The sequence below is a fragment of the Faucicola sp. SE7633 genome (assembly GCF_059264685.1).
Genome location: NZ_JCADBW010000011.1, coordinates 33,520 through 60,027, shown reverse-complemented (window position 1 = coordinate 60,027; position 26,508 = coordinate 33,520). Strand labels below are relative to the sequence as shown.

The following is a 26,508-nucleotide window of genomic DNA, read 5'->3' as shown; positions in this document are numbered from 1 at the left end:
TATGGTCAAAATCTGCCAGATTAACGCTCAGGCGCTAAAGCCAAATAGGTTTGTGGATTGACCGCTTGCCCGTATTGGCGCACTTCATAGTGCAGGTGAGGGCCGGTTGAGCGTCCTGAGTTGCCCGACGCACCGATGTTTTGATTGACCGCAACGGTATCACCTTCATTGACATAAATCGCCGACAAGTGGCCATAGCGCGTTGATAGCCCGTTACCGTGGTCGATTTCGATATAACGCCCATAGCCGCTGCCAAAACCTGCATGGGTCACGATGCCATTGCCTGTGGCATACACAGGCGTACCGATTGGCGCGGCAAAGTCGATGCCCTTATGCATACTGTTTCTACCGAACAAATAGCGATAGCCAAAACCTGAGGTTTGCTGCGCTGATGAGGCAATCGGGCGTACATTTAACGAGCTGGGCGCGCCATAATAAGCAGGGCGTGCGCTGCCGCCAATACTGGCATTGGTGATATAACGCGTTTCGGTATAAACAGGTGTGGTCACTGACGCAGACGGCAAGGTCTGCACCAAGGTTGCCAAACGGTCTTCGCGCAATTGTGCTTGGCGGCTAAAGCTTTGGATGGTATCGGCGATGTCACGCTCACTGGCGACATAGAACTCTTGGCTAGCAGGACGATAGTAAGACTCTTGCGCGTGGGCGCTGGCCACACCTGCCAGTGACGCGAATACAGATACCACAGTTGCGATACGTTTCATTGATTTATCCTTCCAAACCTGTGCGGTGGTCTTTATGTCATCAAAAGTCAAGCCCTAACCGCTGATTTAAAGCGCTATATTTCAATGCACAATTTGCTAAAATAACCAACGCGGTGGCATAACCAACCGCGTCTTATCGATTTTTTTTGCTGCCTAGCGATTTGCTACCAACCAAGCCTACCCACTGCCGATGAAAAAGCCCGTCAATCACCTTGCCTCTTCCACCGAAAAATACGCCCATTATCGCTTGCCGTATCACAGTGAGCTACTGGCACTAGATACCCGCACCAATCAACTGCGTGATGCGTGGCAGACCTTGCTACCTGCTGAAGCCTTGGCGGCGATGCGCGTGTGTGTCGATGACGGTGAGCGTTTGGTCATCAGTACGGCAAATCACACCTTGTGCAATCATCTGACCTACCATCGGCAGATTTTGCTTGCCGAACTGCACCAACGCTTACCCGAATTGTTAAACATTACAACTTTACAATTTCGGGTCATTACCCTCAAATCAGCGACGACTCAGCCAAATTTACAATGTAATCAAACAGTAAGCAATGTAAATTTGAGTAAACCCTCGGCGGCAACGAGGCAAAATATAGCACAGCTTGCCAAACTTGTCACCTCTAATGACCGCTTGCAACGCGCCCTACAAAATCTGCTCAAGTAGCCAGCTATACGCGTTTACAATGTAACATCATGTAATTTATGTTACTTAGATTAACAAATTAATTTTTTTTGAACGCGCCCTGCAGCCGCGTCATTTAGCCGACAAAAGTTTATCGGTAAAATTTTGGTTAAAAACAAAGATATCTTTTTATGCAAGGCTATGCTAAGCAATGGCTTGCGAGGTATATTTTTGGTTATTTTTTTATAAAGTACAAAAACCAAAAGTTATGCTAAAAATCCACTTTCTTAAGTTTAAGCTAAAAAAGCCGCTAAAATGTTACACAATCTGTGAGGTTTTTGACATTTATTCAATTATTGACGATTTATTACTAATAAAATTTAACAAAAGTGCCTGTAGATAACTAGCCTATTTGACATCTTTTGTTACAATTTGCCAGTTAGCGCGGTCAGAAAATACCGCGTGCAGCAGCTGATTGTTTAGGCTGTGTCCAGATTTATACGCATAAAATTCGCCCAAAATCTGATGCCCGGCCAGATATAAATCGCCAATCGCATCCAAAATCTTATGACGAACAAATTCATTGGCAAAACGTAGCCCTTCTGGATTAAGCACGCGGCTGTCATCCAATACAATAGCATTGTCCATGCTGCCGCCAAGGGTGAGATTTTGGCGTTGCAACGCCTCAATATCTTTTAAAAAACCAAACGTGCGTGCAGGTGCAATTTGTTTGGCAAAATTATCTGTGGTGAATTCAAAGCGATAGGTCGCGTGCTCAGCACAAAATACAGGGTGGGCAAAGTCAATGGTAAAATCAAGCGCAAAACCGTCGTATGGGATGAGACGCGCGATTTTGTCGCCGTCACGCACTTCAACAGGTTGGATAATTTCAATAAATTTTTTGGCAGCAGATTGCTCGACGATGGCAGGGCGAATTGCGGTGAAAAAGTTTTGCGCGCTGCCATCTAAAATCGGAATTTCTGGCGCGTCCAGCTCGATGCGCAAGTTATCAATGCCCAAGGCGGCAAGCGTGCTCATCAGGTGCTCAACCGTGCTGACGCGTTGATTTTGATGATTAACCAAATTTGATGCCATCTGCGCACCGCGCACGCCAGTAAAATGCGCGGCAATGGGCATGGCCTCGGCAAGGTCGGTGCGCACAAACGTAATGCCGCTGTCGATTGGTGCAGGCTGTAGGGCCATGTGCACGGTTTTGCCACTGTGTAAACCAATACCTGATAGCGCGAGCGGTGCGCCCAGCGTGCGTTGGCGTAAGGTGGTCGCTGTTAGCGGCATGGCTGAAATGGTCATCGGGCGTTTTCCTGTCATCAGGTGCTAGGCGCAAACTGTTGCGTCAGCGTGTTCTGATTGGCGATTGTAGCAAAATTGGCAGGATTGTGCAGTGTGAGCACCGTTGAGACAATCGTTGCCCAACATCGGCTTAACAATTGCGCAAAAAACCCAACACCTTCAGGGTATTGGGCTGGGCATGATTTGACTATACTAAACGCTTATTTGCCTTGTTGGCGGCGCAAATAGTCTTGAATGCGCATACCGTTGCCTGTGCGTGGGGCAGGTTCTGGCTCTGCAGGTGCAGGACTTGGCTGCGGCGCAGGTGTAGCAGGTTGTGGCGCGTAAGCCGCTTGGCTCGTGTGTGGATTAGGCTGACTTGGCGATTGTGGGTAGCTTGGCGCGTCGCGATAAGCCGCCTCATGGGTGCCTGCTTCTACCTTGCTGTTGCTGTTGGCATCAGGTACAAAACGGCGCTCATTTTTTGGCGTGCTGTCAATCGTCAAGCCCGTTGCCACAACGGTAACTTGGAGCTCTTCACCTAGCTCATCGTTGAACACAAAGCCATAGAAAATATTGGCATCGTCAATATCAACGAGGCTTCGGACTTTTTCGGTAATCCGTGCTTGTTCATCCAAGCTAAAGTCACCGCCACTGATGACATTGACCACCAAGCCTTTGGCATTTTTAAGCAATAGATTATCCAACAGTGGGCTTTTGATGGCTTTTTCGGTGGCAGCTTCGGCGCGGTCTTCGCCCGATGCGCGTCCCGTACCCATCATCGCGTGCCCACGCGTTGCCATGGCAGATTTGATGTCATTAAAGTCGATATTCATATGACCATCAAAGGTAATCATATCTGCAATGCCTTGCACGGCTTGCAATAAGACTTCATCGGCTTTTTTGAACGCATCGCGCATGGAGATTTTGCCATACACGCTCATCAGCTTATCATTAGGAATAGTAATGATAGAATCGACATAGGTGGTTAGCTGCTCGATGCCTTCATTGGCGACTTTCATGCGCCGCCCACCTTCAAAGCTAAACGGCGTGGTGACAACCGCAACGGTCAAAATGCCTTCTTCTTTGGCAATCCGCGCAATCACGGGTGCTGCGCCTGTGCCTGTACCGCCGCCCATCCCTGCGGTAATAAATACCATATCGGTGGTGGCAAGCAGTTGGCGGATGTGTTCTTCTTCACTGTCAGCCGCCTCGCGCCCCACTTCAGGATTACCGCCTGCGCCAAGCCCGCGATTGGTATCGGCAACCAACTGCAAGCGGTTGGGCGCAGTCATACGGTCAAGTGCCTGTCTATCGGTATTGATACAAACAAAATTGATGTTTTTAATGCCCGATTGCACCATGTGCTCGACGGCATTGCCACCGCCGCCGCCTACACCAATCACGGTGAGACGCGCCATGCCATCATCGACGGGTTGCTCGCTTACGCCGGTGAATTTTAAAGTCATTGCTGGTTTCCTATCTTGCTATTATTGGCTGTTTGCTGATTGCTTGTTGCGTGCACAGGTATCATGCGCGGTGATGCGCCGCCATCTGCTGTTGCCACACGTCGCTGTATCAGCACCCCGTCGCTTCAATCAAAAAATTTTACCAAATTGATCGTATCATATCATGACTACAAGCAGCGTCAAATATCATCAAACGCTCACGCCTGTCAATCGCCTTCAAAACCGCGCCCGTTTTGCCTAAAAAAACCGCCGCAAAAAATCGCCGACTTGCTGCATACGCTGCTGCAATAGGGGCTGTTTGAGGGCATCGGGTGAGGATTTTTCACTGTGTAAAAAGTCTTCGCTTTGGCTATACAGTAGCGTGCCAAACGCGGTTTGAAATTTGCGCTGTTCAATCAGGGTGACCATGTCGCGCAGCTTGTCGTCGGTGTCATCAAATGGCGTGTAGGGGCTGATTGCCGAGTTGGTATTGGCTTTGTGGACTTTATTGGCAAACACTTGTTTGGCAAGTGGTAACAGCCCACGCATGTCACTGCCGCCACCTGTCAAAACGTAACCTTGTTGCAAAAAGTCACTTAAACCTGCAGCGTCCAATGCTTGCTTGATGTCATTGAGCAATTTGACATAGCGCGCTTGGGTGATGTCGTGCAACTGCTGCATGTTGATGGTTTTTTCATCATTAAACTGTGAGCGTTTGACGGTAAAAAATGCGCTGGCGTCAACACCGTGATGATCCACGCTGGCTTGGTTTTTTTTGATAAGCTCAGCTTCGGCAATGGTCACATCAAGCAGCATTGAAATATCTAGCGTGGCATGGTGGCCACCTTCGGCAAAGCAATGCGTATAGACCAGTTTGTCCTCACGGTACACGCACACACTGGTTGTGGCGTAGCCGATGTCAATGAGGCACACGCCGTGGTATTTTTCATCGGGCAGTAGGCAGTATTCGGCTGAGGACACCGCGTCAAATAGCATTTGGTCGATTTTGACATCGCATTCTTGCAACAGCTGTTGCAGATTTTGCCGCCCACGCACGGGCATCATCATGAGGTGATACAGCACCGTCATGCGATTGGCCTGCATACCGATGGCATCATTGATCATCTGGTCGTCATCATCCAGTGCAATTCCCTGCTGGGCATAGTGCATCAGATACATATCATCGCGCACGTGCTGCTGCTTGACTTGGGTCAATGCGGCAACCACGTCTTTGGCTTGGATAGCCTCGTGATGAATCGTCACCTCGCCCACGCTGTTAAGGCTTTGCAAGTCGGGCGTGGCAAAGCTTAGCCATACGCTGTTGATACGGCAGTTTGACATGTCTTCTGCTTCTTGCATGGATTGCTTGATGGCGGCTTTGAGGCGCTCGCGGTGGCGAATTGTGCCTTGATAAAAGTCGTAGCTTTTGACGCTGCCAATGCCGATGATGCGAATATCGGTGGCAGAATACACTTGCCCAATGACGGTATGGATGGCGGTAGCGGTTAGGTGAATAACAACGAGAGTATCTGGTTTTTTCATGGCTGGTTGGGGTTAATTAAACAGGCTGATTAGCCCGACCCGTCGCGCAAATCTTGCAACAAATCTGGTTAAATTGGCACACTATCACCGCTACTGATAACGTTGTTAAGCCGATTGCAGCCGATTGCATCATGGCTTAACGGATTGATGGGCATTTGACGGTGCGTGGGTATGGCTTGCGTTGGCAGCCGATTGGGTGGTCAGGCTGTCATCGGGCGCATGCTCGGGTTGCCGCCATGTCACCGCCATGCCATTTTTATAGCGTAAATCGACAGTCTGAAGTTTGGCAAGCTGCGGCTGCATTTGATTTTGTAACAAAATGCTTAATTGGTACAGTTTTTCGGTTGTGCGCTCATTATCAACCAACACGCGCAAGCCATTGTCAAAACGCAGTAGCCACGACAAGCGCGGGGTGACGATGATTTCTTGTAGCTTGAGCCCAAGCGGCGCGTACCAATCGGTGACTTGCTTGGCTTGTTGCAGCATGGCAGCCGCGTATTCGCGCTCACCTTGCAGACGTACCCAATGCGGTTGGTTAAGCGTACTGCTATCGGCAGGTGCAAACACCGCACCTGTGGCATCAACCAAGTGCTCACTGCCAAACTTGGCAACCGCTTGCCGTGGCACAGCAGACACTTGTAGCCCTTGCTGCCAATCGCGGCGGATATCGGCTTGTGCCACCCAGTCCAATGCTTGTGCTTGCGCCAAATATTTGGGCAAATCGGCCTGTAACACGTTGCTATCGGCTTGACTGCCCAAGGCATCGGCAAGTTGGTGGTATTGCATGGCACTCAAACCCGTTGGCGCGACCACAATCGGCGCGTTGGGCAATTGGCGCACACGATACACCGCCACTGCCACCAAGCCAACGATGAGCAAAGCAACCATCAGCGACAATGCTTGGCGCAGGGTATTGGACGGCATGACAGCGGTCAAACGGCGTCTTCGGCTGGTGGTGACGGTGGTCTGCTCGGCAAGCATGGGCAATGGTGAGTCGTCGTTCACGCCATGTTGCTCGCTGGCAGGTGCAGGCATCGCCGCAGACTTGACAGCAGAGGCAGAAGAAGAAGCAGACGATGACATAACCACAACACCAGATCGGCTAAAACAGACAGGCAAACACCACAAACGCGGATGAACACAGCCAAACAAGCGGCCAACAAATCACACAAACACAGCAATAATACTTACCAAATCAAGCACTTATCAAGACGCGCTCAGTCGGTAACTATAAGCCTCTATAGCATACCACATCAACCGTCACTTGACCATGCCATTCGCCAGATTTTTGTATGCGTTGTCCGCCTCTAGGCCGCCACTCCCTAGACTACCGCCTCGGGTAGCGTTTGCGCCAAAATCGTCACGCACAGGGTGGCAAAATCCATACCGCAATGTTTGGCTGCCATCGGCACAAGGCTGTGATCGGTCATGCCTGGCACGGTGTTAATCTCCAACAAATACAACTTACCGTCATCATCCTTTAAAAAATCCACCCGTGACCAACCTTTACCGCCCAATGCTGCCAAGGCGCGTTTTGCCAAGGCGTGCATATCGCGCTCTTGTGCGTCGGTCAAATCCGATGGGCATTGGTATTCGGTGTCATCGCGCAGGTATTTGGCTTCGTAGTCATAAAACTCGGTTTTTGGCACGATGCGAATACTTGGCAACGCGCTATCACCCAAAATCGCGCAAGCGTATTCTCCACCCGTGATGGCGCGTTCCGCCAAGATTTCACCGTGGTATTGCTTGAGCGTGGGGTAGACCTCGGCAAGCTCGCCTGCGCGTTTGATTTTCATCACACCGACGCTGCTGCCCTCTGCCGCAGGTTTGACAAAGAGCGGCAAGCCCAATTGCGCCTCAACCGCTGCAAAATCGCTGTCATCATGCAACACAACATACGGCACATTCGGCAAGCCCAGCCCCTGCCACACCAGACGTGTGCGAAATTTGTCCATCGCAATCGCCGATGCCAACACGCCACAGCCTGTGTAAGGAATGTTAAACCCCTCAAGCACGCCTTGCAAGCCGCCATCCTCACCAAACGTACCATGTAGCACATTAAACACGCGGTCAAATTGGCGCAGCTCGCCAATATCGCGCGTTTGTGGGTCAAAGTGGTGCGCGTCTACGCCTTTAGATTGTAGTGCGTTTAGCACCGCTTCACCGCTGTGTAACGATACTTTACGCTCACTACTCCAGCCGCCGCAAACCACGGCAACTTTGCCAAATTGGTTGATGTCTAAGTGGTTACTGTCTATATGATTGCTAAATGTCGTCATTGCCGCTATCTCAGTATTTTGATACTACTATTTAATCTTGACTAAAAAACAAGCCGCTACGCGCCAAATCCAAGCACAACTGCCCGACATTGCCTGCCCCTTGGGTCAAAAGCAAATCATTGGCTTTGAGCACATTGGGCAGAATTTGGCGGATTTGTGCCATATCTCCGATATTAAGCAAAATCGGCTCAACCTGCCCACGCAAACGGATGTTACGCGCAAGACTGCGGCTGTCCGCGCCCTCAATCGGCGTTTCACCTGCGCTATAAACATCCAGCAGCAACAGCACATCGACTTGCGACAAGACTTCAACAAAATCATCAAAACAATCGCGCGTGCGTGAGTAGCGGTGCGGCTGAAATAGCATGACCAAACGGCGGTCGGGGTAGCTTTGGCGCGCCGCTTTGATGGTCATGGCGACTTCAGTCGGATGGTGGCCATAGTCATCAACCATGATGACATCATTGGGCGTGTCAGCTGCCGTGCGGCCTGCGGTATCAGGTACGGTATAACGCCCGTGATGCTCAAAACGTCGTCCAACCCCTGAGAATTTCTCAACCGCGCGCGCAATTGCATCGTCAGACACGCCTTCATCCGTTGCCATCGCAATCGCTGCCAACGCGTTGTAAACGTTGTGAATACCGGGGATATTTAACGTGATTGGCAATGGCTCGCGGTCTTTACGCAGCACCGTAAACCGTGTGGTTAGCCCGTCGGTTTGCACATCCACGGCTTGCACGTCGTTGTGTTTCTCTAGCCCAAAGGTCAGCACGGGGCGCGCGATGTCATCAATCATGCTGTACAATTCTTTGTCATCGCCACACAGCACCGCTAAGCCATAAAAGGGCATGTTTTGCAAAAACTTGATATACGCTGCTTTGAGTTTGTCAAAGCTGTTTTCGTACGTGTCCATGTGGTCTTGGTCGATGTTGGTCACAATCGCTGCCATCGGACGCAGCGACAAAAACGACGCGTCGGATTCATCGGCCTCGGCCACCAAATAGCGACTTTTGCCCAAAGAGGCGTTTTTGCCTGAGGCGTTGAGCTTACCGCCAATGACGTAGGTCGGGTCAAGCCCTGCTTCGGTCAAAATGGTGGTCAAAAGACTGGTTGTGGTGGTTTTGCCATGTGCGCCAGCAACCGCAATGCCGTGACGGTAGCGCATCAGCTCGCCCAGCATGTCAGCGCGACGAATCACGGGGATACGCGCGGTCAAAGCGGCTTGGATTTCAGGGTTTTGGCGGTCAATCGCCGACGACACCACCACGACATCGGCCGCGCTGATGTTTTTGGAATCATGCCCGATGAATACTTGCACGCCCAGTTGGGTCAAACGCTCGGTGACAGGGCTGGCCTTGATGTCTGAGCCGCTGACCGCATAGCCGTGATTGTGGACAACCTCGGCAATGCCACACATGCCTGCGCCACCGATACCGACAAAATGCACGCGCTCGATGCGGCGCATTTCGGGGATTTCAATCACGCGTTTACTAAAGCGTCTGCCACCGCCTATCAGATTTGGCGTTGAATATTGGGTTGGTTGATTGGTTGGGTCGGTTAAATCGGGATTGGCGTGGGCGGTGGTTGGCATAGCAGGCTCGGTTGGATGGTCTTACAAAAACACGTGGCAAACGCTATGGTTTACCAATGTTTGACGGTTTAAATTGGGTTTAAGGTTTGGATAAATCGGGCGCGGTCAGCTGCGGCTTGGCTTGACAGGCCGACAGCACGATGGCTGCAACTTTGGCGGTGGCATCGGGCTGAGCCAGCGCGCGCGCTTTTTTTGCCTTGGTCAAAATCGCTCTGCGGTCTAACGCGCCCAGCGTTTGTGCCAAATACTCGGCCGTCAGCTGCGGCTGTGGCAGCAAAATTGCCGCGTCTTGATTGGCAAGCCAGCGCGCGTTGGCGGTTTGGTGGTCATCAACCGCATGGGGCAACGGCACAAACACCGCCAGCAAGCCTGCCGTCGCCACCTCGGTCACGGTCAGCGCACCTGCGCGGCACACAATCACATCTGCCCACGCGTACGCCTCTGCCATATCGCCGATAAACGGCGTAACCTCATAATCGGTATGCTGCAAATCAGCTTGGTCATATACCGCTTGCGTGTCGGTGAGATTGTTGCGGCCGCATTGGTGGCGCACTTGCCAACGCGGTGCATTGGGCGTGGTGGCTAGACGATTTTCTAATCGCTTAAGCGTGGGCGCGATGGTTTGATTGAGCACTTGCGCCCCCAATGACCCACCGACCACAAGCAGGCGCAGCGGACGTTGGTCATTGGGGTCAATCCGCGCCTCAGGCGACGGCAATTTCACGATTGCCTCGCGCACGGGGTTACCAACAGTGACTAGCCCGTCAGGCTTATTTTCCCGAAACGTATTGGGAAAGGCTTGTAACACGCGGTTTGCCATTTTGGCAAGATAGCGGTTGCTCATCCCAGCAATGGCGTTTTGCTCATGAATAATCAGCGGAACTTTGCAGATTTTTGCCGCCAAGCCACCAGGGGCTGTGACATAGCCACCAAACCCAACCACAACATCAATACGGTTGCTACGAATGATTTTGACACATGCCAACGTGGCTTTTAGGAGCGTGCCTGGGGCTTTGAGCAAACGCGACATGCCATTGCGGCGTAGGCCCTGCATATTGATGGCATGATAGACAAAACCCATATCCGCCAACAGATCATTTTCCATACCAATCAAAGTGCCGAGCCAATGCACAGTCGCGCCTTGTTGCTCCAAAGCTTGTGCCACTGCCAGCGCAGGAAACACATGCCCACCCGTCCCAGCAGCCATCATCAGCACGCGCGGCGCATACATGGGTGATGGCTCGGCGGCTTGGGCGGACGGCGGTTGGCTCATGGATTCATCCTTGTTGGATAACGTTAATTCAACTTTAATTGCGTCAATCAGGTCAATAAAATGGGTAAATCATAGCATTTTCTGACCAAAGAAAAAAGTCTATCGCCGCGCGCCACCAGACAAGACAAAAACGAAGATGTGTCGAATTGTTGCAAAAAATTTGGCTAAATCAATTTTTGTTATAAAATCGCAAGTTTTCGTCAAAGAATTGTCATATTTTTACCGTACACTACTGCCAGCAGATTTTGGGCGGCCTAATCGTTGCAAAAAAAAAGCATCCCAAGCTGCCATTTTATTATTGTTTATCTATTAGCTCACTTGCCAGAGGTACGTATGACCCAGCCCGTAGACAAGAGTTTAGCCACCAAAGAATTAAGCCGTCGCCAAGTGTTGCGCTTTTTGGCAGGCGTGCCTGTGCTGCCACTTGCCGCAGGTTCTAGCACCCTGTTATTGACTGGTTGTGATGATGACGATGATGATGTAAAAGTCATTGCTGTAGACAACCCCACCAACCCTGTTGCCTCTTCTAACTCTGTCCTAAATAGCGGAAAAACTGTCAAATCCGTTGAATTTTTGGGCATGAAAGCTCCGACACTGGCCAATCCTGAGCACATGGCGACCATGTATGTGGACTCTGGATTAAAAGCCAACTTCACAGACAACACCAGCAAAGTTTATAAACTAGACTACCAGCCTTTTTTTATCACAGGTGACAGCGTACCTGCAACAGGCGGCGGTACTATCCTAGCGGGCGGTTATTTTGACATCAACAATAAGCCAATTATTGACCGCTCTGTGGCTGGTAAAGAACGCCAATTTTTCTCAGATTGTCCTGATGGGTCGTCTTTATTGACAGTAGCAGGTGCTAAGCCTGCAGGTGTTACAGGCAACCCTGTTTTTGCTGTGGTGCAATTTGAGTACAATACCCAAGATTTGGCAGGTAACGATACGTATGGCCGTCTGCCATCACCAATCGCTGTTTTGACCCTTGACCAAGACCCAACAACGGGTGCGCTAAAACTGGTGCGTTATCACAACGTTGATACATCAAAAGTGCATGGCCTGTGGATCACATGTGGTGCGTCGTTGTCACCATGGGGCACGCATTTGTCTTCAGAAGAATATGAGCCAGATGCCTTTAGCGCCAAAAACAACGAACAGTTCCAAGCCTATAGCAAAAACCTATACGGTGATGCCAACCGAGCCAATCCTTACCATTATGGTCATTTGCCTGAAGTCATCGTCAATGCTGATGGCACAGGTCTGATTAAAAAACACTTCTGCTTAGGACGTATCTCACACGAATTGATTCAAGTCATGCCTGACAACCGCACCGCATTGATGGGCGATGATGCGACCAACGGCGGCTTGTTTATGTTCGTGGCTGATAAAGCAAAAGACCTATCGGCTGGTAACTTGTATGTGGCAAAAGTAGAGCAAACCTCACCGCAAGGTGGTTTTGTTGGCGACAGTAACTTTAAAGTTCATTGGATTCACCTTGGCCATGCCACCAGCGCCGAAATCGAAGCCTTGGCAAACATGGTCAGTCCTACCGACATCATGGATGTACGCACCGAAGATCCAAACGACAAGACTTTTACCAAAATTGGCTTCAGCGGCTCAACCCAATGGGTACGCCTTGCCACAAATAGCAAATTGCCAGCCGACAAATTAAAGCAAGCAGCGGCATTCTTAGAAACACACCGCTATGCAGCTTTGATGGGTGGTTCAATGGCATTCACCAAAATGGAAGGCACTACGGTCAATACCAAAGACAAAATCGCCTACTCAGCCATGTCACGCGTCGAATCATCAATGGTTGATCCAAACAAATACGGCGATTATGGTGTTAAAGTTGCCCAAGTGAAATCAGGCGCTGTGTTTGCCCATGAGCTACAAGGCGGTCAAAAAGACCACAACGGTCAAAATATCGATTCTGACTGGGTTTCAACACGCATGTACGTCCCCCAAAACTTGGTGGGTGAGGACATCAAAAAAGACGAACTGGGCAACACCTCAGCGATTGACAAAATCTCTTGCCCCGATAACCTAAAATTCTCTGAAAAACTGCGCACTTTGTTTATCGGCGAAGACTCTGGCTATCACATCAACAACTATTTGTGGGCATACAACGTTGATACGCACGCGTTAACGCGTATCTTGTCTACCCCAGCAGGTGCGGAGTCTACAGGTCTGCACGCGGTTGATGAAATCAACGGCTTTACTTACATCATGTCAAACTTCCAGCACGCTGGTGATATGAAGTTTGTCGATGCAGTAAAAGAAAAAGTTGTCCCACTTTTGAAACAAAACTACAAAGACAACTACGCAGCGGCGGTTGGTTATTTGACATTCAAGGCTGAATAATCAGTCCGTATTAAGGGATAGTCAAAATAGATTGCCTCAGTATGATACTGGGGCAATTTTTTATACCCACTTTTTTTTACACCTGCTTATGCTTAGTCTGCCTCTAGCCAAGCCCAAACATTAATGATTAGTTAATAGACTTGATGGTTTTAAGCAAATTTTTTAGCTGGCTATGGGACTGAGTTTTCGCCTCACTATCTGGCGCAGCATAGCGCAATTTGCGATACACCGCCGCCGCCTCACGCACCTGCTTAGGCTGCTGCACCACACTTTCTAAACGCGTCAAGTATGCCAACGCGCCTTCATCGGGTTGCCGTGCAAGGCTGCTGTCGTGTTTTGCCAAACGTGCGGATAAATCCACCACGATTTTATCGGCTTTGTCCCAATGTTTGCGCCGTCGCCACCACAGCCACAGCCCAAACACCGCCAATAGCAGCACCAACAATGCCGCCATCCACATCACTTGTTGATAGACCGATTGAATGCTAAACCATTTGAGCAACGATGATTTTTGGCGGTCTTGGTCATAGCCAACGACATTGCGTTGCCAATAATAACCTGCTTGGTCAAACAACCGCCGCGCTTGCTGCAGCATCTGAAACTGCCGATAACTGATTTGCGCCGCTGTGCCATCACCAAACAGCCGCGCGCCTGCATCCTGCGTTAGCCTGTCCATGCCCTGCTCGACGCGTTCAGGCGCGACAAACGCCGTTGGATCGATGCGCAGCCAGCCTTGTCCTTCAACCCAAATCTCTGCCCACGCATGGGCATCCATCTGGCGCACCTCCCAGCTTTTGCCATCGCGCCCCAGCTGTCCGCCTTGGTAGCCTGCTACCACACGGGCAGGCACGCCCACTGACCGCATTAAAAACACAAAACTTGACGAATAATGCTCACAAAACCCTGCACGCGTGCCAAATAAAAACTCGTCAATGCGGTTCGCGCCCAAAGCAGGCGGCGACAACGTGTAGCGAAACGACTGGGTACGAATCCAACGCGCCAAATTTTGACTAAATGCGATGGGATCATTGCCACTTTGGGCGAATAAATCACGGGCAAACTGGCGGCTTTGCAGGTTACCATCAGCAGGAAGTTGCAAATCTTGCCGCCGCTCATATGGAGCCAACGCCTGCCCTATGGCAGCATCATTGAGCCATTGCACCTGATACACCAACCGCTGATTGACATTATCCCAATAGCGCAGGGTGAAATTTGATGTCAACACAATGCCGCGCTGCGCAGTTAGTGGATAATCAAGCGCAAATAGCCAAGGTTGCCCCGTGCGCTCCAAAATCACACGATAGCGATTGGCTTGCGGCTGGTTGGCAACTTGACTTTGCACCACGGTCGGAATCAGCCAACTGGGCATCGTGGCGGTGTCGTAGGGTTCACCATTGCGCGTGCCTGCATTGACAGGTGCAGCAGAACTGGTTGGTACCCACGTTTTTAGCGGTTGGCGGCTTGGTCGCCATGTTTTGCCATCAAACGCATCAAACACCAATCCACGCCAGTAAAGCTGCGCTTGCGGTGGCAGCGTGCCTGTGAACTCAGCGCGAAACGCCAGCTCGGTGGACTGGCTTAAACTGGCAAAATCCCCTGGGGACATGCTATCGGACATGCCCGTGGTGGCTTGGTTTTGCCCACCCAACTGCACCGACCACAACGGCGGCAAGCGTGGAAAAAACAAAAACAACACAACCAGCAGCGGCAACGCCTGTCCAAGCAGCAGCCAAAGCGTGCGATACCGCCCCGTGCCATCATCATTTTGTGCAATCATGGCAAATAGGTTAAGCAATGCCGCCGCCGCAACCGCAAGCGTTGTCGAAAGCCCTTGGTCAAGCAAAAACCGCCCTGGCAGCACAAACAACGCCAAACACAGCACCACATAACCATCGCGTCGCGTGTTGAGCTCAAGCAATTTACTCAGCGCACACAACAACAAAAACGCCAACCCAACCTCAAGCCCAATCGCCGTGCGGTACGTGGCATACAACCCCAGCAAACCTGCAATAAACCCGACGTATTGCAAGAACTGCAACGCGCGCGGCCGCAGCGCAAACTTGGGCAACCACGGGCGCAGCAGCGGCAACTGTAGCGCAATCACCACCGCACCATAGCCAATCAGCCACAGCGGCATAACAGACGCGTACACCGCCAATACCGCGCACTGCGCCAACAAAATCCAACTATAGCCCGATAACTGTGCCACGCGCAGCCCAAAGCCACGTTTTGGTGGGTGCAAAGGTTGGTGCGTGGCGGATGAAGGTGTTAGCATGGCTCGGTGGTGGTAACAATGATAATGATGGCTTATGTGGATGGCACAAATAGGCAGACCTTAGACATTTTGCTTAGCGGTTCAACCTCATGGTGTTTGTGCCAAACGCAGTAGATTTTCTTGATAAAACGCCGCGCCCTGACCCACCTCGCCCTCACCGTCGGGCAGGCGCAAACGATACGCCACTTGCGCTTGCTGCAGCGTATCTAGCCCATAGCGCAACTGCGCCAGACGCTCCTCATGGGTTGGGGCGGGCATTTGGTAATAATCAAGTACCTGCTGCTGCCCAACAGGCTCGGCAAAGCGTTTGGCCAATAAGCCCTGCCCACGCGCCACATGCGCCCACGAAATCCGCGACAACGGCTCACCTAGCTGATAATTATCCAGCTGGTCAAAATCGCTCAGACCTGTCTGTGTTTGGTTGGCGTGTTCTGCGTCGGCATCCACTGTAAACGCCTGCGCCGCCGTGTCATACGCCAACGCACGCGGATAGACCCAGCCTTCGGCATCCAAAAACACATACGACCACGCACGCAAGATACCCAATGGATACACGGTGCTTAGCGTCAAACGCGGTAGCTTTAACCGCCCGCGCTTGTCCGCAGGTAGCCACAGGCTGACCACTTGCGCGGCTTGCACCTGCGGCAGTGTTTGGGCAGCAGGGGGCGTTTGGCTGGCGTCATTTGGCGTGGTTGATGCCGCTGGCCGCAGTGGCGCGGTCAAATCGCTGTCATCATCGCCAAAGCTCACCCGAATCTGCCGATGGGGTCGGCGCGCCGCACTGGCCAGCGCAATGCGCACTTCAACATAGTCACCGACTTGCGCAGGCTGCACGTCAATCAACTTGACTTGCAAATTTGCCAAATGCGCAAAGGTATAATGAATCGTAATGACAAGCAAACTTGCCATCAAAAAACACAAGCCTAGCACCAAGTTATTGGCGTAATTAATCCCTGCCACAAACGTGATGGCAATCACCACCGCGTACAGCACGCCCTCACGGCTCAAAAAAATGTAAATGTTGTGCACATTGAGCGTGGTTTGGGTGGTTTTTGCCACACGCCGCTGCGCCCATGCCAAAAAATAACGCCGAAAGCGGCTTGGCGGTTGATTGGGTTTGGGCGTTGTTTTAGGCAGTGTTGAAGTTGATTGAGCTTGCGCCATCATGCGCGCCTACTGTCAAATTGTCGTTAAAACAGGCACTTGGCGCATGATTTGCCGTGCTAGGCTATCAGGTGCACTGCCGCCCCATTGGTTAAATGGTACAAACGCCTGCCCTAGGCGGTGGTCTGCCACAGGCGCAAACACCGCTTGCACATCCTCTGGCGTGACCTCTTGATAACCGCCCAAATACGCAAACGCTTGCACCGCATGTTTAAGTGCCAACACACCACGCGTTGATAAACCATGATAATCGCGGCTCTCACGGGTTTTTGCCACCAAACGCTGCAAATAATCCACCACCGTCGGTGCAAGATACACCGCTGCCGCCTGTTGCTGCGCCGCTTGTAGCTCTGCCACCGTCAGCATGGGAGTGACCTGTGCCAACAGCTGCCGACGGTCCGTGCCCAGCAATAGCTCACGCTCGGCGTTTGACGACGGATAGCCCAAGGATAAACACATCAAAAAACGGTCAAGCTGCGACTCAGGCAGCACAAACACGCCGGCTTGTTGGGTCGGGTTTTGGGTGGCAATAACAAAAAACGGGGATGGCAGCGCGCGCGTCACGCCATCTTGCGACACTTGACGTTCTTCCATCGCCTCAAGCAGCGCGGATTGGGTTTTGGGGCTTGCGCGGTTGATTTCATCGGCAAGCAGCAGCTGGCAAAATACAGGCCCTGGTTTAAACTCAAACGTGCCGCTGTCATTGCGATAAATCGACAAGCCCAAAATATCTGCAGGCAGCATGTCACTGGTGAACTGCACACGGTTAAAATCCAGTCCCAAATGCAGCGCGATGGCATGCGCCAAGGTGGTTTTGCCCATACCCGGTAGGTCTTGCAACAATAAATGGCCACCTGCCAACAAACACGCAACGGATAGTTTGACCACGTCGGCTTTATCCAACACAATTTGGTTGATACTGGCAAGCATGGCTTGCAGTCGTGCTTGTAGCTGGGCGGGTGGGTAATCAGCAATCATTGGGGTAGGGTTGGCAAAGTTGGTCTGCATCATTGTTATCAGAGTTATCAGAGTTATCAGAGTTATCAGAGTTATCAGAGTTATCAGAGTTATCAGATTTTAATTAAGCTTAAATTTATGGTGGTATAAATCAGGGTAACTAAAATGGCTTGATATGCGCTAGCGGATTAGACCGTCACTGGGTCATCAACACCAGGCCAACAACACCAGACCATCAACGCAATGTCGATAAATACGCAACAATCGCTTGCCGCTCAGCAGGGTCGGTGATTTTGTCAGACTCCATACGCGTGCCGGGGATTGCGGCATGCGGATCGGCGATATAGCGGTCAAGGTTTTCTGCTGTCCAATGCCAGCCTTGCTGTGCTTTGGTTTGCATGGCGTCGGTGTATTGATAGTCCTTTAATGCTGCCGCAGGCGCACCGTAGACACGCATCAGCTGTGGCGCTTTGTGGTTGCTACCAGGGCGCAAGGTGTGGCACTGCTCACAGTCGTTTTGGTAAGCGGCTCGCCCCTGTTCGGCCCATTCGGTGTGGTACACAGGCAGCGTTACCGCGCCGCGCTCCGATGGCGGCTCACGATGACATCCGCCCATAGCAAGCAGCGCACTTGCCAGTAGACTGACCGCCAGCCCGCGTGTTTGCAACCTTGTTATTAAACCCATAGTGACCATCATGTTAATTACGCCCCATCTATCATGCTGCTAGCCCAAGCGACTCGTGGCTCGCTAGGCTTCGGTTTCAATGTGCATATCAGGGCTGGGCGCTTGCAAATAATCTCCCTGCAAATAACGCGCGCCCACTGTCCATGCGGTGGACATCGTGGCAGGGTCTTCAACAAACGGCATCAAGCATGCCGCACCCGTTGCATTGATTTGCTGCACCGTTGCCGTCAAGGCTTGCACGTTGTCGGGATTGGACAAATCTTTGACTTGATTGGCCGCTAAACGCACGATATCGGGCTGCACGGTGGTGATGACCTCATCGGCATTTGGTGTGCTGCCATAGTCATAAATCCCCATCTGACAGCCAATGCGCTGCAAATTGGCGCGTTGTTTGGCGGCCGCTGCCAAATAATCATTGAGCGTGTGCTCGGCAAATTGCAGCGTCAATAACCCTGCTGTTGTGCCACCGATCGCTTGTAGCAGTTTTTGAACAAATTCAGGCAGGCTGTCGTCGCTGAGCGACTGCGCGCTCAGATGCACCAACAGCCGCGCGCTTGCATCAATATTGGCACGATAGGCTTTTAAGTCTCTACACGCGCGAATCAACAGCCAACGGTCAATTCTTTGCATCAAGCCATGCTGCGCGGCGACGGTGGCAAACGCGTTGGGCTTCATGTTGGTGCCATCTGCTAGCGGTAGGCGCAAATAGGTTTCAAATAAATTGCTGGTATCGGCTTCGATATCATAAATCGGCTGATACAACACACCAAATTTGTTTTGCTGCAATGCCGATTTTAGCGCCTCATACAACGCACCTTCATCACTGCTGGCAAATTGTGAAGGGTCGTACAGATGCAGCCCGTTGCCTTGTTTGTCGGTTTGTTCAAACGCCGTCACAACCGCATGGGTGACGCGCTCAATCAGCGTTGTGGTATCAGGCGAGCTGGTGTCAATCATCGTCGCGCCCAACGTCACAGTGACCTTAACACTGCGTGAGCCCACCGTAAAGCGATCGCCTGCCACCGCCTGCTGCAGCTGCTGACAAAACGCCAACAAGCGCGCTTCATCAATATTTGGCAAAATCAGCATAAAATTCACATCGTTAAAACGGCTGATTAAGCCATCTTGCACAGGATCACCAAACAACTGTGCCATCTGATTTTGTAGTATCTGACCTAAGGTGGTGATAATTTCATCAATACTTTGAAACCCAAGGTCGGCTTGTAGCTGTCCGACGTTGTCAAGGCGCACATCAACCAAGCCTGCCGTACCACTTTGCGCAACCGTCGCCGCGCGGATACTTGCCAAAGTCTCCTCAAATCCACGGCGATTGTAGAGCCCTGTTAGCGCGTCTTTGCGCTCTATGGCGGCCAGTTTTTTGGCGTATTCTGCACTGTTGCCTGCCTCTTGCTGAATGATGACCTGCTGACAGGGATTGCCGTCATACGTGGCGGCAGCCAGCTGCAATTTGGCGGCAAATGTCGAACCATCGGTGCGCACACTTTCAAATTTAAACTCGACGTTATCGCGGTTGCCTTTTTCAAAATCTTTTAAAAACTGTTTAAAATCTTTGATATTATTACTGGCAATCAAATCCACCACAGGCACGCCACGCAGCTCATCCATATTTTTAAAACCAAATAGCTGCAAATACGGCTCGTTGGCATAGATATGAATGCCGTCTTCGATATACGCCACCGCGCTTTTGGAATTTTTTATCAGCAAATTGGCGCGTTGCTCGGCATCTTTGAGCACACGGCGCAGCTTGGCAAGCTCGTCGCGCACCAGCTTTTGGCGGTGCTGTTGATAAATCTGCGCCGCCATCTCAACAAGGCGATTTTTTGCCATGGCATCAACCGCCCCCCAATGCAGATACAGCGGCAAACTTGGCTCGGTGGCATCATCCGCGCCCACCAGCTCAAGCCACGACTTATCGTTGGGTGATAAGTCACCATACACGCCGCTTGTGGGTATGATGGCAATCACGGGCAAATCAATATCGTGTTGTCTGATAATATCCATCAGCTGAACAAACGTCATATCATACGCTTTGCCCATGACCAGCACGTCCCATGATTGGCGCAAGAGTTTAATCAGCTCATCTTTGGCATCTAAAAAACCCAAGTTCACGCTGGCATAATACTCCGATAGCTTAGCGACCAACTGCTCGGCAAACAGTTGGTTGTCATCAACGACCAGTAAATTTAGACGTGAGAGATTGGGCATGGGCGGTTGTCCGTTCATTGAGTGTCAAGTGAATGTAAGCAAGCTAAGCAACCAAACGCAGCAATCAGGTTAAGTTTTAAGTTACCTAAGTTATCAATGAATCATCAAATCGGCACATCGTGTTTACAACACTTATTGCATGATATGTTTAAAAGATAGTGTTAAAAAAAATTTACCGCCAAGTACACGCTGCGCTAAACAGTCACTGTATCTGTAACTTTATACTAAAACCACACGATTGATAACACCATTTTAAGTATACAAAAAATCATACCACAAAATGCGCTGCTGTCTTGTTACTTTGCTTGTTTTTCACGTAAACAAATTCAATAAACGGGTTAAATATCAGCCAGATATAGATTGAGCGGTGTTTTGTTGGGCTGGTCAGGCAGTTCACGCACCAATTTGGGCACCAAATAACCAGCACATTGCGCCAGCAGTTGCCAATAAATAGCCACCGCCTGCTCATCAGGAACATAAAAATGCGCCGCGCCAGCAACTTTGTCCAACACATGCAAATAATACGGCAGCACCTGCGCTTGCCATAACCGTTCGCTCAGGCTAGCCAATATGTCGGCATCGTCGTTGATACCTTTGAGCAAGACTGATTGATTAAGCACCGTCACGCCTGCCGCACGCGCACGCGCCAAATGACGCAGCGTGGCAGCATCAAGCTCATTGGGATGATTGGCGTGAATCACCAACACAATGTGGCAGCGGCTGGCCTGTAGACGGGTCAAAAGCGCGTCGTCCAAACGTTCGGGAATGACCACAGGCACGCGGCTATGCAGCCGAATGGTGTGAATTTGTGGCAGTGCCTCAAGCGTGTCCAAAATCTGATTGAGCCGCCGCTCGCTCAATGACAGCGGATCGCCACCGCTTAAAATCACCTCGTGGATGGCAGGGTGTGCGCGGATATAGTCGCCAATCGCTTGCCAGTCATTGCCCGTTGGTAGGTTGTCACTGTAGGCAAAATGTTGGCGAAAACAATACCGACAATGCACCATGCACGCGCCCGTCACGGGAATCAGCACACGTGAGGCGTATTTGTGAATGATACCTTTGCGCGGATTTGCCGCCATCTCACCGAGCGGGTCGGTGACAAAGCCCGACACGGCAACGTTTTCGGCAAAGGTTGGCAGCACTTGGCGCAGCAGTGGATCGTGGATGTCGCCGCGGCGCATTTTTTGCACAAAGCGGCGCGGTACTTTGAGCACAAAGCCGCTGTCGGCATGGGCAAACACCTCATCAAACGCATCGGCAGGCAAGTCAAGTGCTTGTGCCAATGCCTCGGGGCTGTCAATGACCTCAGAAAATGCGGCTTGCCAGTTTTTTTGTTGGTCTAAATGCGGTATCATGACAATCTAATTGGCTATGAATGAAACCAGTCCATCCCCTGTAGGCGATGGCATAAACATGCTATTATACGCGCGTTTGGCGGCGGCTGACAGCGCGGCAACTTATTTTTGGCTGAGATCACCGACCTTTTTGCATGGGCTGCTTGCAAAAATCAGCCTGATAAAAAATAGCCAACACTCAGCTTAGCAACGAATTTAGGACATCTTATGGCAAGTTACTCTACCAATGAATTTAAAGCAGGCTTAAAGGTCATGCTGGACGGCAATCCGTATTCAATTTTGGAAAACGAATACGTCAAACCCGGCAAGGGGCAAGCGTTCAACCGTGTCAAAATGCGCAACCTCAGAACAGGCAAAGTGCTTGAAAACACATTTAAATCTGGCGACACCCTTGAGGGCGCGGACGTTGTGGATACCGAAATGAACTATCTGTACAGCGATGGCGAGTTTTGGCACTTTATGCACCCTGAAAGCTTTGAGCAGCTACAAGCCGATGCCAACGCCATGGGCGACGCGCCCAAATGGCTTAAAGACAACAGCAACGAGCTATGCACCATCACCTTGTTTAATGGTGTACCGCTAAGCGTCACGCCACCCAATTTTGTTGAATTGACCATCACCGAAACCGACCCTGGCCTTAAAGGCGACACCTCAGGCGGTGGCGGTAAGCCTGCGACGCTTGAGACAGGCGCGGTGGTGCGTGTGCCATTATTCGTCCAGCAAGGCGAAAAAATCCGCGTTGATACCCGTACGGGCGAATACTTGGCACGCGTGCAATAATTTTTTTAAAATCAATCATCTATCAAAGCGCAATCGAGCCAAATTGCGCTTTTTTTATGCCCACTTGCCATCGTCCATCCTTAAAATAACCCACAATAGCAAAAGCCAGATAGCGCCAAGCATAATCATTTGCTCATCCGCCTGAGCCGCGGATAGTCACAAGGCGAATAATCACAAGGCAAATAATTACAAGATGTAAATGCCTGTTAGGTATTGTGTTTAGATTTTGATGACAGCCTTAATTATCATGCTAATATGTATAATGCTGCTTATAGCTGCCATCTGCGCACCAATCCAAGATTGTCAATAAAGAATTTGGCACGATAAAACAAAAACTTTCGCCAAGGAAACACCATGCAACAGCTAACCCCACCTGCCGACACCACCCACCCTGTCATCACCCTAGAACCACCCAAGCCCGTCACGCCTGTGCCTCAAGACGAAGCCGATCAAATGGTCAAACTTGACCAAACCAAAGTGCCCGAGCTTGACCAAAAGGTCAATGACTTTGTCGCCGCCGTGCTATCGACCCCCGTCAATACACCGACGTTTGATGAAAAGGTCAATGCCATTCACCAGCTGGGCAGTGCGGAGATTCGGGCATCGGCGCAAGTGTCAAATCGTATGCTTGACCGCCCTGTCAAAAGCATGGATAAGGCGCTGTTTGACAACTCACCTATCGCCAAATCCTTGACTGAGCTGCGCGGCGTGGTTGAAGACCTTGACCCAAGCAAGCAAGGCGCGTTATCAAGCCCGCGTAAGTTTTTGGGCATCATCCCGATGGGTACAGGCGTGCAGGACTATTTTCGCCGTTATGAATCCTCACAAACCCACATCAACGCCATCATCGAAAGCCTATACAACGGCAAAGATGAGCTGATTAAAGACAATGCCATCATCGAACAAGAAAAAGTCACCATGTGGGCACTGATGCAGTCGCTACGTCAGTACATCTATGTGGGCAAAAAAATTGATGAACAGCTTGAGCAAAAAGTCGCCGAGATTGAGGCCACTGACCCTGAAAAAGCGCGCATCGTCAAAGAAGAAATGCTGTTTTATGTGCGTCAAAAGAACATGGACTTTTTGACCCAGTTAGCGGTCAATATCCAAGGGTATTTGGCACTTGATATGATTCGCAAAAACAACCTTGAGCTGATAAAAGGCGTGGATCGCGCGACCACCACGACGATTTCGGCATTGCGCACGGCCGTGATGGTATCACAGGCCTTAAGCAACCAAAAACTGGTGCTTGACCAGATCAATGCGCTTAATACCACCACCAGCAACTTGATTGAATCAACATCCATGTTGCTCAAACAACAAACCGCGCAAGTCCATGAGCAAGCCAGCACCAGCGGCATTGAGGTCGAAAAACTGCAAAAAGCGTTCAATAATATTTATGAAACGATGGACGCAATTGACCAGTTTAAAGTGCAAGCATTGGACAACATGCAACAAACCGTCAATGTCTTGACACAAGAGGTGGATAAAGCGCAAAACTACTTGGATAGAGCCAACCGTCAAGCCACCATCAACGAGGTGTCAGACACCTTGCGCATTACGGATCAATCCACCTTGGGCGAGGTCAAAATCTAACCTAGACCTAGCCAAAACGCGTTTGGCTCAGCCCTTTGGCTCAGCAGGTTTGCCAATTTTTTAAGTGCAGGGCGCATGCCAGCCGCGCGCCCGACGCTGCTTTTGCCCGATATGCAAAACCGTGCAAGCTTGGCTAGCCCAAACTTAGCGACTGGGTACGCAGACGCTATTGCTCAATCCGTGTTTTTGCAGTCGCGTCTGTGAGCCTGTTTGTTTTAAATATTAAGAAGAAAGCATGAGCCACATTGGCAGCCGCTTGATTATTGAGCGGTAGCGCGGTCAGTCACGCCGCCGTCGAGTGGACACCCGTTTTTGTGCCGTTGCTTGATACGTGCAGTTTTGACGATTATTGTTTTAGACAAAGTCAAAGGCAGCTTTGACTTCCTCCCCTCCCTATCGTTCGGGGATTCCTTCTGCAAGACGGTTAGACCTGCCGCAAACCTAAGACAATGGCAACCGCCCGTACGACACACCGTACATCTTAGGTTCTTATTTTAAGCTAATCCTACCGTTAGGATTGTCATAGACACGAATTAGCTTAAGTGTGTGTTTGGAAACGTCTTACCAGTTAAGTTACTGCGTACTCGCAATTTAGTCTTAACTTAACTGTGGAATGTAAGACATTGAATATAGTGAGATGAGTCTAGCAAAACTTATCGCATTTAACAATTGCCTTATATCCACCTCCTAAAGGCGGTGGTTTTACGGCAACGAATGATAAAAGCTCGATTGTCCGCAAAAAGACAGTAAAAACAGGGTATGAGGATACGCGCAAAGCCATCACTACTTATCAGCTTAAAGGCGCGACGGCATTTGGCTATCCACTTAGCAAGGTTGAAAAAACCGAATATTACGAGGGCGGCAAATTGACATTATATTTTGCCAGCCCCGAGTTTACAAAATGCGCCATTTATTTAAAGCCCCATAAGACACCAAGCAAACCGCTGAGGGCTATTCGTAGGATGGAGGCGGTTGGACGAATTTAACTTTCAATCGCAAAAACCGTTCGGTGATGTGTGAGACGTATGAGTGGTTAAACGGTTGCATGCTGCCATCGCTCACCCGACTGGCGTCCTATGCGCCCAAATCACAACCCCATGGTATTGGGCAGACACGCCACCACGTCCGCCACCCGTGCGTCCAATTCGCTTGGGTTGGCAGGCATGACGGTGATATGCCCGATTTTACGCTCATCGCGTTCTTCTTTATCATACAAATGCACATGCGCGCCTGCCACTGCCGTCACCGCTGCCAAATCAGGGTATTCACCAATGATATTGAGCATGACAGACGGCGCGACGGTGCGCGTATCGCCCAGCGGTAGGCCTGCCACCGCGCGGATATGGTTTTCAAACTGACTGGTGACCGCGCCTTCAATCGACCAATGCCCCGAATTGTGCACCCGTGGCGCGATTTCATTGGCAAGCAGCCCGTCTTGGGTAACAAACAATTCCAACGCCAACACGCCAACATAGTCAAGGTGTTCAAGCAATTTTTTGATAGCGGCTTGTGCGTCGGCAGTTAGTGTGTCGCTATCGGGCGCAGGTGCTATGGTTTTTGCCAACATGCCTTGGTGGTGGTGATTTTCCACCAAGGGATAATACACCACGTTGCCGTGTGGGTCGCGCGCGGCAATGATAGACACCTCACGCATAAAGTGGATAAAGCCCTCAGCAATCAGCGGCGCGTCGTTTACCGCGTTGCCAAGCTCATCCCATGCCGTGTCGATATCAGCAAGCGTCTGGATAACAAATTGTCCCTTGCCGTCATAGCCGCCGTGACTGGTTTTAAGTACCAACGGCACGCCCAACCCCTCACACGCAGCTTGCAATTCGGCTTTGTTATTGACAGCTTGATAAGGTACGGTTGGGATATCCAATTGATTAAATAAGGCTTTTTCTTTGAGGCGGTCTTGTGCCACCGCCAGCGCGTCGGGCGGTGGGTACAGGGCCGAGGTTTGCGCCAACAGCTGCGCTGAGGAGACGGGCGTATTTTCAAACTCCAGCGTATAGACATCTGCCGCACGGGCAAATTCCTCAAATTGCTCAGTGCGGTACACTTGACCAAGCAGACGCGCAGGCGCAAATGGCGCGTCTTCCAAGAACACGCAGCGCAGCCCAAGCGGCAACGCAGCTTGCGCCAGCATCAGCCCAAGCTGCCCACCGCCCAAAATCCCGATGGTTTTGATGGGATAATGGGCAAAATTTACCGCGTCATCGGGCGCATCATGGCGCGTGCTGGGGGATGGTTGGCGGGTTGGCATGGGCGCGTCTCCGTGGATTTTGTCGGCTCAGTCGGCGCGTTGGATGGGGTGATATTCAACACGC

Annotated in this window: 19 protein-coding genes; 4 read left to right on the top strand and 15 right to left on the bottom strand. The window is 50.9% G+C overall.

Going from position 1 to position 26,508, the window contains the following annotated elements; translation table 11 throughout:
• Positions 1 to 20: 20 nt before the first annotated feature.
• Positions 21 to 722 (bottom strand): M23 family metallopeptidase, encoded by a 702-nt coding sequence (locus AC5L4R_RS05960; protein WP_494472522.1) that lies wholly within the window; start codon positions 720 to 722, stop codon positions 21 to 23.
• Between the two features lie 190 nt (positions 723 to 912).
• On the opposite strand from AC5L4R_RS05960, the gene AC5L4R_RS05955 reads away from it, so the two are divergent.
• Positions 913 to 1,392: a hypothetical protein gene (locus tag AC5L4R_RS05955; protein ID WP_494472521.1), complete on the top strand. Its 480-nt coding sequence runs from the start codon at positions 913 to 915 to the stop codon at positions 1,390 to 1,392.
• 366 nt (positions 1,393 to 1,758) lie between these two features.
• Here the strand turns inward: AC5L4R_RS05955 and lpxC are convergent, their stop codons facing one another.
• The 7 genes from lpxC to murG form a co-directional block, all read right to left on the bottom strand.
• Complete coding sequence (gene lpxC, locus AC5L4R_RS05950; protein WP_494472520.1) at positions 1,759 to 2,661, bottom strand: UDP-3-O-acyl-N-acetylglucosamine deacetylase; 903 nt, start codon at positions 2,659 to 2,661, stop codon at positions 1,759 to 1,761.
• 200 nt (positions 2,662 to 2,861) lie between these two features.
• Positions 2,862 to 4,109 carry a cell division protein FtsZ gene (gene ftsZ, locus AC5L4R_RS05945; protein ID WP_494472519.1) on the bottom strand — a complete coding sequence of 416 codons (1,248 nt, stop codon included), beginning with the start codon at positions 4,107 to 4,109 and terminating at the stop codon, positions 2,862 to 2,864.
• Positions 4,110 to 4,346: 237 nt separating this feature from the next.
• On the bottom strand, positions 4,347 to 5,630 hold the full coding sequence (gene ftsA, locus AC5L4R_RS05940; protein ID WP_494472518.1) for a cell division protein FtsA: 1,284 nt from the start codon (positions 5,628 to 5,630) through the stop codon (positions 4,347 to 4,349).
• 129 nt (positions 5,631 to 5,759) lie between these two features.
• Complete coding sequence (locus tag AC5L4R_RS05935) at positions 5,760 to 6,713, bottom strand: cell division protein FtsQ/DivIB (RefSeq protein WP_494472517.1); 954 nt, start codon at positions 6,711 to 6,713, stop codon at positions 5,760 to 5,762.
• Positions 6,714 to 6,952: 239 nt separating this feature from the next.
• A complete protein-coding gene (locus AC5L4R_RS05930) occupies positions 6,953 to 7,909 on the bottom strand; it encodes a D-alanine--D-alanine ligase (protein ID WP_494472516.1) in 957 nt (318 codons plus the stop codon).
• Positions 7,910 to 7,940: 31 nt separating this feature from the next.
• Positions 7,941 to 9,374, bottom strand: coding sequence for a UDP-N-acetylmuramate--L-alanine ligase (murC, locus tag AC5L4R_RS05925; RefSeq protein WP_494472548.1), 1,434 nt, complete (start codon positions 9,372 to 9,374; stop codon positions 7,941 to 7,943).
• Positions 9,375 to 9,579: 205 nt separating this feature from the next.
• The gene (murG, locus tag AC5L4R_RS05920) at positions 9,580 to 10,731 is read right to left on the bottom strand and encodes an undecaprenyldiphospho-muramoylpentapeptide beta-N-acetylglucosaminyltransferase (RefSeq protein WP_494472547.1); all 1,152 of its coding nucleotides are present in this window, start codon (positions 10,729 to 10,731) and stop codon (positions 9,580 to 9,582) included.
• A gap of 375 nt (positions 10,732 to 11,106) precedes the next feature.
• Here murG and AC5L4R_RS05915 point away from each other — a divergent pair, with 375 nt between their 5' ends.
• Complete coding sequence (locus tag AC5L4R_RS05915) at positions 11,107 to 13,140, top strand: PhoX family protein (RefSeq protein ID WP_494472515.1); 2,034 nt, start codon at positions 11,107 to 11,109, stop codon at positions 13,138 to 13,140.
• A 127-nt stretch (positions 13,141 to 13,267) separates the two neighbouring features.
• Here AC5L4R_RS05915 and AC5L4R_RS05910 read toward each other — a convergent pair whose 3' ends face one another.
• The 6 genes from AC5L4R_RS05910 to epmB all read right to left on the bottom strand — a co-directional run bounded on the left by AC5L4R_RS05910 (position 13,268) and on the right by epmB (position 21,805).
• Positions 13,268 to 15,415 (bottom strand): transglutaminase TgpA family protein, encoded by a 2,148-nt coding sequence (locus tag AC5L4R_RS05910; protein WP_494472514.1) that lies wholly within the window; start codon positions 15,413 to 15,415, stop codon positions 13,268 to 13,270.
• Positions 15,416 to 15,502: 87 nt separating this feature from the next.
• Entirely contained in the window at positions 15,503 to 16,579 is a 1,077-nt protein-coding gene (locus tag AC5L4R_RS05905; RefSeq protein WP_494472513.1) for a DUF58 domain-containing protein, read from the bottom strand.
• 15 nt (positions 16,580 to 16,594) lie between these two features.
• The gene (locus AC5L4R_RS05900; protein ID WP_494472512.1) at positions 16,595 to 17,590 is read right to left on the bottom strand and encodes an AAA family ATPase; all 996 of its coding nucleotides are present in this window, start codon (positions 17,588 to 17,590) and stop codon (positions 16,595 to 16,597) included.
• Positions 17,591 to 17,771: 181 nt separating this feature from the next.
• Complete coding sequence (locus tag AC5L4R_RS05895) at positions 17,772 to 18,233, bottom strand: c-type cytochrome (protein ID WP_494472511.1); 462 nt, start codon at positions 18,231 to 18,233, stop codon at positions 17,772 to 17,774.
• Between the two features lie 51 nt (positions 18,234 to 18,284).
• On the bottom strand, positions 18,285 to 20,447 hold the full coding sequence (locus tag AC5L4R_RS05890; protein WP_494472510.1) for an EAL domain-containing protein: 2,163 nt from the start codon (positions 20,445 to 20,447) through the stop codon (positions 18,285 to 18,287).
• A gap of 338 nt (positions 20,448 to 20,785) precedes the next feature.
• Positions 20,786 to 21,805, bottom strand: coding sequence for an EF-P beta-lysylation protein EpmB (gene epmB, locus AC5L4R_RS05885; RefSeq protein WP_494472509.1), 1,020 nt, complete (start codon positions 21,803 to 21,805; stop codon positions 20,786 to 20,788).
• A gap of 207 nt (positions 21,806 to 22,012) precedes the next feature.
• Here epmB and efp point away from each other — a divergent pair, with 207 nt between their 5' ends.
• On the top strand, positions 22,013 to 22,585 hold the full coding sequence (gene efp, locus AC5L4R_RS05880; protein ID WP_494472508.1) for an elongation factor P: 573 nt from the start codon (positions 22,013 to 22,015) through the stop codon (positions 22,583 to 22,585).
• Between the two features lie 354 nt (positions 22,586 to 22,939).
• Positions 22,940 to 24,181, top strand: coding sequence for a toxic anion resistance protein (locus AC5L4R_RS05875; protein WP_494472507.1), 1,242 nt, complete (start codon positions 22,940 to 22,942; stop codon positions 24,179 to 24,181).
• A 1,087-nt stretch (positions 24,182 to 25,268) separates the two neighbouring features.
• Here the strand turns inward: AC5L4R_RS05875 and AC5L4R_RS05870 are convergent.
• A complete protein-coding gene (locus AC5L4R_RS05870; protein WP_494472506.1) occupies positions 25,269 to 26,444 on the bottom strand; it encodes a 5-(carboxyamino)imidazole ribonucleotide synthase in 1,176 nt (391 codons plus the stop codon).
• Positions 26,445 to 26,508 lie beyond the last annotated feature (64 nt).

Coding starts and splice junctions, on each gene's coding strand:
- AC5L4R_RS05930 (WP_494472516.1), bottom strand. CDS start 7,909: ATGACGACATTTAGCAATCATATAGACAGTAACCACTTAGACATCAAC.
- AC5L4R_RS05935 (WP_494472517.1), bottom strand. CDS start 6,713: ATGTCATCGTCTGCTTCTTCTTCTGCCTCTGCTGTCAAGTCTGCGGCG.
- AC5L4R_RS05895 (WP_494472511.1), bottom strand. CDS start 18,233: ATGATGGTCACTATGGGTTTAATAACAAGGTTGCAAACACGCGGGCTG.
- AC5L4R_RS05890 (WP_494472510.1), bottom strand. CDS start 20,447: ATGCCCAATCTCTCACGTCTAAATTTACTGGTCGTTGATGACAACCAA.
- AC5L4R_RS05960 (WP_494472522.1), bottom strand. CDS start 722: ATGAAACGTATCGCAACTGTGGTATCTGTATTCGCGTCACTGGCAGGT.
- ftsA (WP_494472518.1), bottom strand. CDS start 5,630: ATGAAAAAACCAGATACTCTCGTTGTTATTCACCTAACCGCTACCGCC.
- lpxC (WP_494472520.1), bottom strand. CDS start 2,661: ATGACCATTTCAGCCATGCCGCTAACAGCGACCACCTTACGCCAACGC.
- murC (WP_494472548.1), bottom strand. CDS start 9,374: ATGCGCCGCATCGAGCGCGTGCATTTTGTCGGTATCGGTGGCGCAGGC.
- epmB (WP_494472509.1), bottom strand. CDS start 21,805: ATGATACCGCATTTAGACCAACAAAAAAACTGGCAAGCCGCATTTTCT.
- AC5L4R_RS05875 (WP_494472507.1), top strand. CDS start 22,940: ATGCAACAGCTAACCCCACCTGCCGACACCACCCACCCTGTCATCACC.
- AC5L4R_RS05915 (WP_494472515.1), top strand. CDS start 11,107: ATGACCCAGCCCGTAGACAAGAGTTTAGCCACCAAAGAATTAAGCCGT.
- efp (WP_494472508.1), top strand. CDS start 22,013: ATGGCAAGTTACTCTACCAATGAATTTAAAGCAGGCTTAAAGGTCATG.
- AC5L4R_RS05870 (WP_494472506.1), bottom strand. CDS start 26,444: ATGCCAACCCGCCAACCATCCCCCAGCACGCGCCATGATGCGCCCGAT.
- AC5L4R_RS05905 (WP_494472513.1), bottom strand. CDS start 16,579: ATGGCGCAAGCTCAATCAACTTCAACACTGCCTAAAACAACGCCCAAA.
- ftsZ (WP_494472519.1), bottom strand. CDS start 4,109: ATGACTTTAAAATTCACCGGCGTAAGCGAGCAACCCGTCGATGATGGC.
- AC5L4R_RS05955 (WP_494472521.1), top strand. CDS start 913: ATGAAAAAGCCCGTCAATCACCTTGCCTCTTCCACCGAAAAATACGCC.
- AC5L4R_RS05910 (WP_494472514.1), bottom strand. CDS start 15,415: ATGCTAACACCTTCATCCGCCACGCACCAACCTTTGCACCCACCAAAA.
- murG (WP_494472547.1), bottom strand. CDS start 10,731: ATGTATGCGCCGCGCGTGCTGATGATGGCTGCTGGGACGGGTGGGCAT.
- AC5L4R_RS05900 (WP_494472512.1), bottom strand. CDS start 17,590: ATGATGCAGACCAACTTTGCCAACCCTACCCCAATGATTGCTGATTAC.